The following is a 12423-nucleotide window of genomic DNA, read 5'->3' on the forward strand; positions in this document are numbered from 1 at the left end:
TTATGTTGGTAATCCTCGATTGGGACGGGACGGTTTGTAATTCTGAGGCGCGTATCGTCGATTGTATGTTGCGGGCAGCAGATAGAGCTGGTTTGCCGGTGCTTGCCCCGGAAGCGGTTAGCAACATTATCGGGCTTGGTCTGCCGGAAGCGATATCCTCTCTGTTTCCGGAGGCTGCCAGTGAGGAAAAGCTCACGTTGCGCCAACTTTACTTTGATGAGTGGATGGCGGCCCGGGTTGAACCCCTGCCGTTATTTGAGGGAGTCCTGGATACCCTGGACCAGTTGCTGTGCGGTGGTCACCAGTTGGCGGTAGCGACCGGGAAGAGTCGGCAGGGGCTCAATCGGGAATTTGAAGAGCACGGCCTCGGCCACTTGTTTGCCGCCAGTCGTTGTGCGGATGAGACCGCTTCCAAGCCTGACCCGCTGATGCTGAATGAGTTGCTGCATGAGACCGGAACCGGTCCGGAGCAGGCGGTAATGGTGGGCGATACCGTATACGACCTGGAAATGGCGGCGGCGATCGGTATGCCCTCTATCGGGGTGAGCTATGGCGCTCATTGCCCAACCCGGCTGCAGGGGTGCGGCCCCAAGGTTGTTATCGATCGTTTCTCTGAGCTGCTCCGCTGGCCGCCACTCCTTTAGGTGGCCTGCGGGCCCAATGGATCTATGCCAAAGTGGTTCAGCATATCGGTAAGGCGGATTAGTGGCAGCCCAACCAGGGTGTTGAGATCTGCCCCTTCAAGCCTTTCAAATAGGGCGATACCTAGCCCTTCCACTTTAAAAGAGCCGGCGCAATCGTAAGGTTGTTCCAGCTCTACATATCGTTCAATTTGCTCTGTGCTCAACTGTCGAAAGTAGACGGTGAAGGTTTCCGTATCGCCCAACTGCTCTCCGCTTGCGCTATTCAGCAGGCTCAAGCCGGTGTGGAATATCACTTTTTTGCCGTTGCAGGCTTGTAGCTGGGCGATGGCGCGCTCCCTACTGCCTGGCTTGCCAAGTATTTGACCGTCGCAAGAGGCAACTTGATCTGAACCGATAATCAGTGATTTCGGGTGGCGGCCTGCCAGGGCGCGCGCTTTCTCTTTGGCGAGGCGCAGGGCGAGTGCAGCTGGCGCTTCCCCCGCCTGTGGTGCTTCATCTATATGGGGCGAATCCTGCTGAAAGGGGATGCCAAGCTGTTGTAGTAGGGTTCTGCGGTAAGGAGAGCTGGAGGCTAGTATCAGAGGGTGGGGCATTCTGGTGGATTTTCCGCTGGGTCGAATAGTGGTTTGTGACCGGGCGATACTGCAATGCCTGATTTGTTTTGACAAGGCTAAGGTGAGTCCATAGAATTGCGCGCTTATGTCGATAGCCCCCTCTAAATCAGTATTGCCAAAGAGCATTGATGCTCGGAAATTGGTACAGCGAGAGCAGTTGCTCGATGGTGTTTTGCCGTTGGAGTCCCTGCCTCGGGTTGGTAGCGCAGTTGAGTCTGTCCACGGAGAGATTTCTGCTGAATTGCAGTTTGAGCGAGACTTGCAAGGTCACCAAACGGTGAGCGGCAAGGTTCAACTTGCAGTTGACCTCTTGTGTCAGCGCTGTTTGTCACCGGTCCATGAGCAGATCGAGGCACAGTTTAGCTGGGGTATCGTATGGACTGAGGAGCAGGGCAAGGCTCTGCCCAAAGATCTGGACCCGGTGATCCAGGACGGCGATGAGCTGGACTTGCACCAGATCCTTGAAGATGAAATTTTGCTCAATTTGCCAATGGTGGCTTATCACCAGGAAGAATGTGTCTCCAAGGAGAGCTTTCATTTTGGTGGCGAGGTTGCCGAGGCGGATGAGCAACAGGCAAACCCCTTTAAAGTGCTGGAGCAGTTGAAGGGTTCGTCGGGTAAATCCTAGGTTTCCCGATGAGTTTGGGCTCGCCGGTAGGCGCCCCGGTTCCAGCGAAATTTGTTTATTTTAGGAGCTAGCAATGGCTGTTCAACAAAACAAGAAGACTCGTTCCCGTCGCGGTATGCGCCGTTCCCACGATGCGCTGGGCGCAGGTGCTACCCTTTCCGTCGATCCGACTACCGGTGAAAAGCACCGTCGTCACCACGTGACCAAAGACGGTTTCTACCGTGGTCGCAAAGTGATCGAAGTTAGCGGCGGCTCTGAAGAAGAGTAAGCTTTGTCCAGCCAATTGCGATTGGCCGTGGATGCAATGGGCGGGGACTTAGGTCCCCGCTCTGTCGTTCCGGCATGTATTAGATTTCTTCAAAACTTCCCTGAAGCGCAGCTAAAGCTATTTGGTCCGCGCGCAGAGCTTCAAGCTCTAGTTCATCAAGAGCTGCAGCGCCATCGCCGCCGCGTTACCCGCCGTCTCGAAATTATCCATTGCGAGCAAGTCATCACTCAAGAGTGCAATCCGTTGCAGGCTGTTCGCCATAAGCGCGATTCAACCATGGCGATGGCCCTGAAGAGTGTTGCATCGGGAGATGTGCAAGCTGCAGTTACCTCCGGCAATACCGGCGCCTTGTTGGCGTTGAGTCGCAGTATTCTCGGTAATATCCAAGGTGTTAGGAAGCCGGCGCTCGGTAAGTCTGTACCTTCAGGTATGGGTTCCTGCTATCTTTTGGACCTTGGTGCCAATGTGGATTGCAGTGCTGAGGATTTGCTTCAGTTCGCCCGTATGGGGATTGAGGCTCAGCGGATTCATACTGCCCGCAAGAGTGTGAAGGATATAAAGGTGGCGCTGCTCAATATTGGGGCGGAAGCACATAAGGGTAGCGCCGAAATACGCCGTGCAGCGGAGCTGCTCGATGCGGACCCCGGGGTCAATTATGTTGGCTTTGTTGAGGGGCATGATATTTTTACCGGCTCGGTAGATGTTGTTGTTTGCGACGGCCTGATGGGTAATGTCGCGATGAAATCTGCCGAGGGTGTGATTCGACTAATGGGTCAAAAAGCGTTCACAATCGAGAAAAGAGGGTGTTTCAAGCGTTTTTTTGGCCAATTGGCCATAAAGCTGTTGCGAAAATGGCGTACACAGGTGGAACCTGCTCGCTATAATGGCGCCAGCTTTGTAGGGGTAAAGGGCAATGTGATCAAGAGTCACGGCGGTGCCAGCAGCGAAGCTTTTTATCGGGCGATGGTTACGGCGAAGGAGTGTGCCGATGCTGACCTGGCAGCCAGGGTCGATGCCGCTATGGCACAATCCGGCGAAAGACGCTCCATGGATGAAGGGTAAAAAGCAGTTTTCCCTTACTGAAATCAGCCACATTTAGGTTAAGGATATCTTATGACCAATGCCGCACTCGCATTTGTCTTTCCGGGGCAGGGTTCCCAGAAAATAGGTATGCTCTCTGAGATTGCCCAAGAGGCGCCTGAAATTCAGGCCACTTTTGCCGAAGCATCCAATGTGCTCGGCTATGACCTCTGGGACCTGTGCCAGAATGGCGAGCAGGAGGCCATTAATCTCACCCAGCGTACCCAGCCTCTCTTACTGACTTCCAGTGTTGCCCTTTATCGCATGTGGCGCTCTCGCGGCGGTGCCCAGCCTGCATTTATGGCCGGTCACAGCTTGGGCGAGTGGTCAGCACTGGTGTGCTCTGGCGTTCTGGCATTTAAAGATGCGGTTCATTTGGTTCGCGAGCGCGGTCGCTTGATGCAAGAGGCGGTTCCCGTAGGGGAGGGCGCTATGGCTGCGATCATCGGTCTTGATGATGCAGCTGTTGAAGAAGCTTGTTCTGCTTCTGCTGAGGGTGAAATAGTCGCTGCGGTGAATTACAACTCTCCCGGCCAGATTGTTATTGCGGGAAGTAGCGCGGCGGTGCAGCGCGCCATCGAAGCCTGTAAAGCTGCCGGTGCAAAGAAGGCTATGCCTCTTCCGGTCAGTGCCCCATTCCACACTGAGCTGATGCGTCCCGCGGCGGAAAAGCTGACCCCTCAAATAGAGGCGACAGAATTTAACGCGCCAGAAATACCTATCGTGCACAATGTCCACGCTGAGCTTGAAGCGGAACCGGAAAAAATTAAGTCCCTGATGATCGAGCAGATTTATCGCCCGGTTCGCTGGACTGCCTGCGCACAAAAAATTATTGGCTCCGGAGTGGAGCAAATGGTTGAGTGTGGTCCGGGTAAGGTTTTGTCTGGCCTGATCAAACGTGTCGATCGAAGTGTTTCCTGTCACGCAATCGATAGCCCCAGTAACTTTAATGAAGCTCTGCGAGCTACAGCGGTATAAATCGCTCAAAAAGTAGTCCAGTAGTCGAATAAGGATAAGTGAGAATGACCTTACAGATGTCCCTTGAGGGTAAAGTTGCCTTGGTGACAGGTGCAAGTCGCGGTATTGGTGCGGCAATTGCAGATATGCTCGGTGGAATGGGTGCCACAGTTATTGGTACTGCCACCAGCGAATCCGGTGCTGAAAAAATTAGCGCCCGCTTCGCAGAAGCTGGTATCGCAGGTGCCGGGAAAGTTCTGGATGTGGGCAATGCGGAAAGTATTTCCGAGCTTCATGCAGCGATAAAAAATGAGTTTGGTGCTCCTGCGATATTGGTTAATAATGCTGGCATCACCAAGGACAACTTGTTGATGCGCATGAAGGATGACGAGTGGGATTCAGTCGTCAATACGAATTTGACCGCGGTCTATCGCATGAGTAAGGCTTGCCTGCGCGATATGACCAAGGCGCGATGGGGGCGGATTATTAATATCAGCTCCGTCGTAGGTAGTATGGGTAATGCCGGTCAGAGCAATTATGCGGCGACCAAAGCTGGTGTGGGAGGGTTTGCCCGCTCCCTGGCTTCGGAGGTGGGCTCCCGAGGAATCACGGTTAATACCGTAGCTCCCGGCTTTATTGATACTGACATGACAAAAGTCTTGCCTGAAGCGCAACGCGAGTTGCTTCTGGGTAAGATTCCTCTCGCGAGGCTCGGAAAGCCGGAAGAAATTGCTTCGGTGGTTTCCTTCCTGGCTAGCGATGCGGGAGGCTACGTCACCGGTGAGACAATTCATGTCAATGGCGGTATGTACATGGCGTAGTTTGTGTTTCAGAATATGTCTTTAACTTATTGATTTTAGAGATATTTTTGTTTTAGCTGATGGTGTTGAGGGGCCGCACATTACATCCCGAAAAACTTGGGGTACAATGGCCTCTGAATTATCCAAAAGCTGTGTGAGCCGGTCGTTATCACCAACAACATTGGATACGGTGAAAAACAATAGCGACTAAAACAGATTTTTACCCACTAGGAGTTAAATTGAATCATGAGCAGCATTGAAGAGCGCGTTAAAAAGATCGTTGCTGAACAACTGGGCGTTAAGGAAGAAGACGTTAAGCCTGAAGCCTCTTTTGTTGAAGATCTGGGCGCTGACTCACTCGACACAGTTGAGCTGGTTATGGCTTTGGAAGAGGAATTCGAAACTGAAATTCCCGATGAAGAAGCTGAAAAAATCACTACTGTTCAGCTGGCAATGGATTACATCAAGGACAACCTTGGTTAATTCCTGCTGGGTAGTTTAGGCACGGGCAGCTCAATATGCTGTACCTAGCCGAGCGATTCTGAAAGCCGTCCTATGTTTCATAGCGCGGCTTTCTTTTTATTTGGTACTACGGAATTGTGACTGCTGACCGGATGTTGTTCTTTTAACTACATTGGTGAAGGGCGGTAGCAGAAAATTTCAGGGGGAGCGCAGTGTCGCAAAGAAGAGTTGTTGTAACCGGAATGGGAGTCGTTAGCCCGTTAGGTAACACCCTAGAGGATACTTGGTCTGGGGTGCTACAGGGAGCTAATGGCGCTGCTCCGATTGATACATTTGATGTTTCGGCTTTTTCAACCCGCTTCGCAGCTACTGTAAAAAACTTTGATCCCACGCCATACATGCCCGCAAAAGAAGCGCGCAAGATGGATACTTTTTTGCAGTATGGATTGGTTGCTGGTATTCAGGCAATGCAAGATAGTGGCCTGGATGTAACTGAAGAACTCGGCCCGCGGGTGGGCACTTGTATCGGCTCAGGCATGGGCGGCATCATGGCGATCGAAGACAATTCATTGCTGATTGCTGAAAAAGGTCCCCGCCGTGTATCACCTTTCTTTGTGCCTGGCGCCATTATTAATATGGTTGCGGGTAACCTTTCAATTAAGTATGGCCTCAAAGGCCCCAATCTCGCAGTGACAACCGCTTGTACCACTGGGACTCACGCGATTGGTCTCGGTGTCCGTGCGATTCAGCACGGTGATGCCGATGTGATGGTATGTGGTGGTGCAGAAATGGTTACCACCCCGGTAGGGCTCGGCGGTTTCTGTGCTGCCAGGGCATTGTCTACCCGCAATGATGATCCGCAATCTGCCAGTCGCCCCTGGGATAAAGACCGCGATGGTTTTGTACTGGGTGAGGGTTCAGCTGTACTCGTATTGGAGGAGTACGAAAGCGCGAAAGCTCGCGGAGCCAAGATTTATGCGGAAGTTGCCGGCTTTGGTATGAGTGGCGATGCTTACCATATGACGTCTCCACCGGAAGATGGTGCTGGTGCTGCACTCTCAATGGAAAATGCTTTGAGAGATTCGGGCATGAACCCCAGTGACATCCAGTATATCAACGCCCATGGTACTTCTACGGTACTGGGAGATAAGGCTGAGATTTTAGCTGTTAAAAAAGTATTCGGTGGGGCGACGGACTCACTTGCCGTGAGCTCAACCAAGTCAATGACCGGCCATCTGTTGGGAGCTGCTGGTGCTATTGAGGCAGTTTTCTCGATCATGTCGCTGCGTGACCAGGTTGCGCCTCCCACTATTAATCTCTTCTCCCCGGATGAGGCCTGTGAAGGTATTAACTTGGTGCCTCAAGAGGCCCAGTCAATGGCGATTAATGCAGTCCTATCCAACTCCTTTGGTTTCGGTGGCACCAACGGGTCACTGATATTCAAGCGAGTCTGATCCCCGTGCCCACCGCGAGGTGGGCACGCCTGCCTTGGGAGCTCCATGTACCAGTTACCTCAAATGTACTTTCGGGGGCTGGCCGTTGATCAGTTGCCAGATGATGCTGATTACTCGGGTGGAATCCTCGAAACAATGCGCTGTCACAACAAAGGTCTACCGCTTTGGTCTTTCCACCGCGCTCGCCTGGAGCGTTCGGGAGTGTTGGATGAGGCCTGTCTGGGAGAAATTGAGCAGTCGACGTTAAAATTGACAGCCGGCTGTCGCTCGCCTGAGGCGATTGCGCGCCTGCGTGTTGGCAGTGTGCGCGGGCAGCAATGTTGGGATTTGGTGCTGCGGCCGCTGATTGAAACTGCTGAGGGGCAGGTGGGCACTAGCCTTTTCCCTTGTTCGACGAGCTTGCCGGTCGGTAGTAATTCGAACCAGGGCTGCAAAACTTTACTCCGTAACCGATATAATGCGGCAAAAGCAGAGCTGCCGGTGGGTCAATTTCTCGATGGATTGATGCTGGATTCGGCGGGAAGGGTCATCGAAACCCTGCGCTGTAATATCCTGGCCCGATTTGGTGGGAAGTGGATGACTCCATCCCTGCACCGATGTGGTGTTCATGGTGTGATGCGGCAGTGGCTCTCGAGCCATATCCACTGGCAAGAGGAAGACATGGGGCTTTCCGAGCTCTGTGAGGCCGATGAACTGGCTCTCTGCAACAGTGTTCGAGGTGTATTACCGGTGGTAGAGGTAATCGGTTACAGAAATTGGCCTGTGGGTGCCGAGACCCGCAAGCTACAGAAGCTGATATTGGATAAATTGTGGTGAAGAAAAAGCAAGCGAGTTTCGCTTGGAGAGTGTTGAAACTGTTATTTGGTGGGCTGGTATTAGCCTGCTTGGTTGCAGTTGCCTCTCTATACGTGGCAAAGGAAGCCTTGGAATCCCCCTGCCGATTGCACAAGATGGGCTTACGCTTCAGGTGGAAAAGGGCGGAAGTTTGTCCCGGACGCTGCGAAGCTTGCAGGGCGAAGGGGTAATCCAGTGGCCGCAAATACTCCTCGCCTATGCCTATTGGGAGGGCACAACAGAAATCCATTCCGGCGAGTATTTAGTTCCCTTTGGCAGTAACGCGCGGGACTTGATTGCGCGCCTGAATCGCGGTGAAGTTACCCGCTATCGCATTACGCTATTAGAGGGTTGGACTTTTCGCCAGGCGCTGCGACAAATCCGCTCCGGTGACAGAATCGTTCAGTCCGAAGAGGGAAGCAATGTCAGTGCCGCTGCCCGGGCCTTGGGTTTAAAGGAAGATGAGGTCGAGGGCTGGATTTTTCCGGATACTTACGTCTATCGGTCCGGTACCACAGATATTGAACTGCTGCGCCAGGCCTATGATCGGATGCAGAAAGTACTGGATGAGGAGTGGCAATCAAAAGGGGATGATCTGCCCTATAAGTCGCCCTATGAAGCCTTAATCATGGCTTCAATTATCGAGAAAGAGACAGGGCAGCCATCGGAGCGCAGTGAAATAGCCGGTGTTTTTGTACGCCGGCTCAATAAAGGCATGCGCTTGCAGACCGACCCCACCGTAATTTATGGCTTGGGTGAGGACTTTGATGGAAATCTGACCCGTACTCACTTGCGCCAAGCAACACCTTATAATACTTACGTTATTAATGGCCTTCCCCCACGCCGATTGCCCTGCCTGGGCGAGCGGCAATTCGGGCCGCTTTAAATCCGAAGCCCGGCAAGAGCTTATATTTTGTTGGTAAAGGGGATGGATCTCATCATTTCTCAGCGACTCTGACAGAGCACAACCGTGCGGTGCGGGAGTATCAGCTGAAAAGGCGCGCGGATTACCGCTCGAGCCCGGCAAAAGGAAAAAATTAGTGTCGCACGGCAAGTTCATCACCCTCGAGGGGGTAGAGGGGGTGGGGAAATCTACCAACTTACTCTTCATCACCGAGTGGCTCAAAAAGCACAATATTAACTTTATCCAAACGCGGGAGCCGGGAGGCACCCCATTGGCAGAACAGCTGCGAGAGCTGTTATTGGCCAAACGGGATGAATCCGTTGATCCCACGGCGGAATTATTGATGGTGTTTGCCGCCCGCGCGCAACACCTGTCTCAGGTTATACTGCCCGCCTTAAAACGTGGGGATTGGGTGATCTGTGATCGCTTCACCGATGCTACCTATGCTTACCAAGGTGGCGGTCGCAGACTGGATCGACAATTGATCGAGCAGTTGGAGCAGACAGTTCAAGGAGATTTGCGCCCAGATAAAGTGCTTTTATTGGATCTCGACCCGGAAGTGGGGCTACAGCGAGCCGCGCGCACTGGGGAAGCGGATCGGTTTGAGAGTGAGCACCTGGAGTTTTTTCAGCGGGTGCGTGCGGCTTATCGCGATCGAGCTGAAGCTGCGCCTGCCCGTTACGCGGTTGTGGATGCCGGCCAATCTCTGGAACAGGTGCAGATGGATCTAGCCAAGCAATTGGAGCTGTTGCTTTAAGCTATCTTGCCCCAGAATCTATTTTTAAATGATAAGAATTGTGGCTGATGTCTGTGCCTGAAACTTTTGAGTATAAATCGATACCGGTACCTCTTCCCTGGCACTCCGAGCAATGGCAGCGGTTGGGGTTGCAGTTGCAGGCGGGCCGCTGTCCGCACGCTTTGCTGCTGACTGGCCCAGAGGGGTTGGGGAAGCGACAATTCGCGGCTGCTTTTACGGCATTGGCCCTATGTGAACAACCGAGAGCAGGTCAGGCCTGTGGAGAATGTAAGGATTGTCGGTTGTGGGTGGCTGGCTCGCATCCTGATTTCCTACAAGTTGAACCTGAAAAGCCCGGTGGTCCGCTGAAAGTGGAACAGATCCGTCAGCTGGGCAACTTTGTTTCCCACACCAGTGGGCGGGGCGGGGCGCGTCTGGTTTGTTTGTCGCCGGCGGAGGCGATGAATGTCAACGCAGCCAATGCCCTGTTGAAAAACCTGGAAGAGCCGGCACCCTCCGTTATCTTTGTGCTGATCACCGATGCCCCCACTGGCCTTTTGCCAACCATTCGAAGTCGCTGCCAAGCCATTACTTTTCCGTCTCCAACTGAAGAGATCGCGCTACAGTGGTTATACGCAAAGGGACTGGAGGAACCGCTGGCGCAACGTGTCTTAACCCTGGCCGGTGGAGCGCCGTTATTGGCTGTTAAACTGGCTGAACCTGAATCGAGAGAAGTTCGCGAGCAGTTCTTTAAAGATCTGGTAGCTGTGGCACAGGGCGGGGCAAGTTCTGTCTCTACGGCGGGCCGTTGGGAGGCGCCCCCCAGCGGTGTTGAGCTGGTTCAATTGCTACTTTTCTGGCAGCACTGGCTTGCCCAAATTGTTCAGATTCGCAGTTGTGATCTCACTGGGGATGCCCAGTTAATGGCACTATTACAGAGGCTGCCGGGGGAGGGCGAGCAAAGTTTACAGCCAGTATTTGCCTTCTATGATCATCTACTTCAGGCGCGCAAAGGGTTGCTGGGCACAGCTAACCCCAATCGTCGTTTGCTACTGGAAGAATTATTTATTCGTTGGGCAAAGCTTTTTACTTAGGCGCCTTACGCAAATCGGGTAGGGTGATTGACGTTGCCTGGACACAGGCAGCGGGCTTAGATAAGTTAGCGCATCATTTAGAAATATAAACATTGAGGTTGTTCATGAAAGCCATGGGAGGCGGTGCCCGCAACGGCATCCTGTCACTGAAAATCCAGGATAAATCTGTTCTTTACGCGGCCTATATGCCTTTTGTAAAAAATGGAGGCCTGTTTGTGAGCACCGATAAATCGTACAGCCTTGGCGATGAGGTTTTTCTACTCTTGAGCTTAATGGATGAGCCGGAAAAGATTCCGGTTGCCGGTAAAGTGATCTGGATTACCCCCAATGGTGCTCAAGGCAACCGCACTCCCGGAATCGGAGTTCAGTTTGGCGATAAGGACAATATCGCGCAAAACAAGATTGAAACTCACTTGGCGGGAACCTTAGAATCCAGCCGCCCAACCCATACGTTGTAACTCTCTAATGCTTGTTGATTCTCACTGTCACCTGGACAGACTTAAGCTCGATAAATTTGATGGCGATCTGGATGCTGTATTGGACCTGGCCCGCAGTCGCGGTGTTGGCAAGTTCCTCTGTGTCGGTATCAGTTTGGAAAACGCCGATGCGATTGTTGAAATCGCATCCCGCTACGAGGACGTAGTCTGTTCCGTTGGTGTGCACCCGCTGGATGTCGACTCTGGCATGGCGGATGTTGAGCGACTGATAGAAATGGCTAACCAGCCCAATGTTGTTGCATTGGGGGAGACAGGCCTGGATTACTACTACAGCACTGACACCCAGGAAATCCAGCAGCAGAGCTTTATTGCACACCTGAGAGCGGCCGGGCAGGCAGAGCTTCCGGTTATTGTGCATACGAGAGATGCGCGGGAAGATACTATCGCTCTCATTAAAGAGCACGGTAATACCAATACCGCAGGTGTTCTGCACTGTTTTACCGAGAGCTGGGATATGGCCAAGGCTGCCCTGGATCTCAATTATTATATTTCTTTGTCCGGCATCGTGACCTTTAAAAATGCTGAGGAGCTGCGGGATGTCGCCCGCAGGCTGCCTTTGGATCGGTTGCTCGTTGAGACTGACTCCCCTTATTTGGCTCCAGTGCCCTATCGGGGTAAGCCCAATATTCCGGCCTATGTGCGTGAAGTGGCAGAATTTATCGCTGATTTACGCGGTATTCCCTACGAAGATCTGGCCGAAATCACCTCAGAAAACTTTTTCAGATTATTCCCCCGGGCAGTTTGATCCGGGTCTATTGGATGTTCCCCTATGATGAAGCAGCAGTTGCAAGTCATGCTGACTCTGCAAGACCAGATTAATACAGTAGTAAATGAAAACTGGCGTGAGCAAAACTTTGCCTGGTACCGCGCTATTTGGGTAGAAAGTGCAGAGTTGTTAGACCATTACGGTTGGAAGTGGTGGAAGAAGCAACTTCCAGAAATGGATCAGGTGAAGCTTGAATTGGTGGATATCTGGCATTTCGGTTTGAGCCTTGAATTGCAAAAAGGCTCTCCGCAGGAAGTGGCTGAGATCATGCTTAAGGAGTTTGCCGGTTCCGAGCATACGGCGGGTGATTTCCGTGAAAACCTCGAGTCTTTCACCTTGAACACCCTGGCCACCAAACAGTTTGATGTTGCTGGCTTTGCTCAACTATTGGCCGATGCAGAAATGTCTTTTGCTGAGTTGTACCAGCGATATGTTGGTAAAAATGTACTCAACCGATTCCGTCAGGATAACGGCTACAAAGATGGCAGCTATGTAAAAAACTGGGCGGGCCGTGAAGACAATGAACACCTAGCGGAAATTGCCGGACTTTTGGACTCATCTGCTGCTGATTACAGTGACCAGGTTTACAAGGCACTGCAGACGCGTTACCGGGAATTGGCGCTGACATAATCACTCGCAAAGAGTGTCCAATACAGTCTGAGAGGTTTTGTCATACAAATTGAGC

The 12423-nt window shown here is 52.4% G+C and carries 15 protein-coding genes and 1 pseudogene; 15 read left to right on the forward strand and 1 reads right to left on the reverse strand.

The features are described from left to right. Window positions 1–2 precede the first annotated feature (2 nt). Window positions 3–644: an HAD-IA family hydrolase gene (locus P0078_RS00180; RefSeq protein WP_282932471.1), complete on the forward strand. Its 642-nt coding sequence runs from the start codon at window positions 3–5 to the stop codon at window positions 642–644. Here the strand turns inward: P0078_RS00180 and P0078_RS00185 are convergent. Beyond that, complete coding sequence (locus tag P0078_RS00185) at window positions 641–1237, reverse strand: Maf family protein (protein WP_282932472.1); 597 nt, start codon at window positions 1235–1237, stop codon at window positions 641–643. The two genes, P0078_RS00180 and P0078_RS00185, sit on opposite strands and share 4 nt — an antisense overlap. Before the next feature lie 106 nt (window positions 1238–1343). Between P0078_RS00185 and P0078_RS00190 the strand changes: the two genes are divergently transcribed. The 14 genes and pseudogenes from P0078_RS00190 to P0078_RS00255 all read left to right on the forward strand — a co-directional run bounded on the left by P0078_RS00190 (window position 1344) and on the right by P0078_RS00255 (window position 12368). Continuing rightward, on the forward strand, window positions 1344–1886 hold the full coding sequence (locus P0078_RS00190) for a YceD family protein (RefSeq protein ID WP_108733565.1): 543 nt from the start codon (window positions 1344–1346) through the stop codon (window positions 1884–1886). 73 nt (window positions 1887–1959) lie between these two features. After that, the gene (rpmF, locus tag P0078_RS00195) at window positions 1960–2154 is read left to right on the forward strand and encodes a 50S ribosomal protein L32 (protein ID WP_108733564.1); all 195 of its coding nucleotides are present in this window, start codon (window positions 1960–1962) and stop codon (window positions 2152–2154) included. Between the two features lie 3 nt (window positions 2155–2157). Continuing rightward, on the forward strand, window positions 2158–3216 hold the full coding sequence (gene plsX / locus P0078_RS00200; RefSeq protein ID WP_282932473.1) for a phosphate acyltransferase PlsX: 1059 nt from the start codon (window positions 2158–2160) through the stop codon (window positions 3214–3216). Window positions 3217–3267: 51 nt separating this feature from the next. Then, window positions 3268–4212 (forward strand): ACP S-malonyltransferase, encoded by a 945-nt coding sequence (gene fabD / locus P0078_RS00205; RefSeq protein ID WP_282932474.1) that lies wholly within the window; start codon window positions 3268–3270, stop codon window positions 4210–4212. Window positions 4213–4268: 56 nt separating this feature from the next. Further along, a complete protein-coding gene (gene fabG, locus P0078_RS00210) occupies window positions 4269–5012 on the forward strand; it encodes a 3-oxoacyl-ACP reductase FabG (protein WP_282934677.1) in 744 nt (247 codons plus the stop codon). Window positions 5013–5237: 225 nt separating this feature from the next. Continuing rightward, entirely contained in the window at window positions 5238–5474 is a 237-nt protein-coding gene (gene acpP / locus P0078_RS00215) for an acyl carrier protein (protein ID WP_020415205.1), read from the forward strand. A 191-nt stretch (window positions 5475–5665) separates the two neighbouring features. After that, window positions 5666–6907 carry a beta-ketoacyl-ACP synthase II gene (gene fabF / locus P0078_RS00220; protein ID WP_282932475.1) on the forward strand — a complete coding sequence of 414 codons (1242 nt, stop codon included), beginning with the start codon at window positions 5666–5668 and terminating at the stop codon, window positions 6905–6907. A gap of 45 nt (window positions 6908–6952) precedes the next feature. Beyond that, the gene (locus P0078_RS00225) at window positions 6953–7723 is read left to right on the forward strand and encodes an aminotransferase class IV (RefSeq protein WP_282932476.1); all 771 of its coding nucleotides are present in this window, start codon (window positions 6953–6955) and stop codon (window positions 7721–7723) included. A gap of 151 nt (window positions 7724–7874) precedes the next feature. Next, window positions 7875–8782, forward strand: a pseudogene (mltG, locus tag P0078_RS00230) (endolytic transglycosylase MltG). Further along, window positions 8782–9402, forward strand: coding sequence for a dTMP kinase (gene tmk, locus P0078_RS00235; RefSeq protein ID WP_282932477.1), 621 nt, complete (start codon window positions 8782–8784; stop codon window positions 9400–9402). The pseudogene mltG and the gene tmk overlap by 1 nt, the downstream one beginning before the upstream one ends. 47 nt (window positions 9403–9449) lie before the next feature. Further along, a complete protein-coding gene (locus P0078_RS00240) occupies window positions 9450–10475 on the forward strand; it encodes a DNA polymerase III subunit delta' (RefSeq protein WP_282932478.1) in 1026 nt (341 codons plus the stop codon). 104 nt (window positions 10476–10579) lie between these two features. Further along, the gene (locus tag P0078_RS00245) at window positions 10580–10933 is read left to right on the forward strand and encodes a PilZ domain-containing protein (RefSeq protein ID WP_282932479.1); all 354 of its coding nucleotides are present in this window, start codon (window positions 10580–10582) and stop codon (window positions 10931–10933) included. Window positions 10934–10940: 7 nt separating this feature from the next. After that, window positions 10941–11717, forward strand: coding sequence for a TatD family hydrolase (locus P0078_RS00250; RefSeq protein ID WP_282932480.1), 777 nt, complete (start codon window positions 10941–10943; stop codon window positions 11715–11717). Between the two features lie 27 nt (window positions 11718–11744). After that, entirely contained in the window at window positions 11745–12368 is a 624-nt protein-coding gene (locus tag P0078_RS00255; protein ID WP_282934678.1) for a dUTP diphosphatase, read from the forward strand. Window positions 12369–12423 lie beyond the last annotated feature (55 nt).

Origin of the sequence: Microbulbifer sp. VAAF005, assembly GCF_030012985.1 — a bacterium.
GTDB lineage: Bacteria > Pseudomonadota > Gammaproteobacteria > Pseudomonadales > Cellvibrionaceae > Microbulbifer.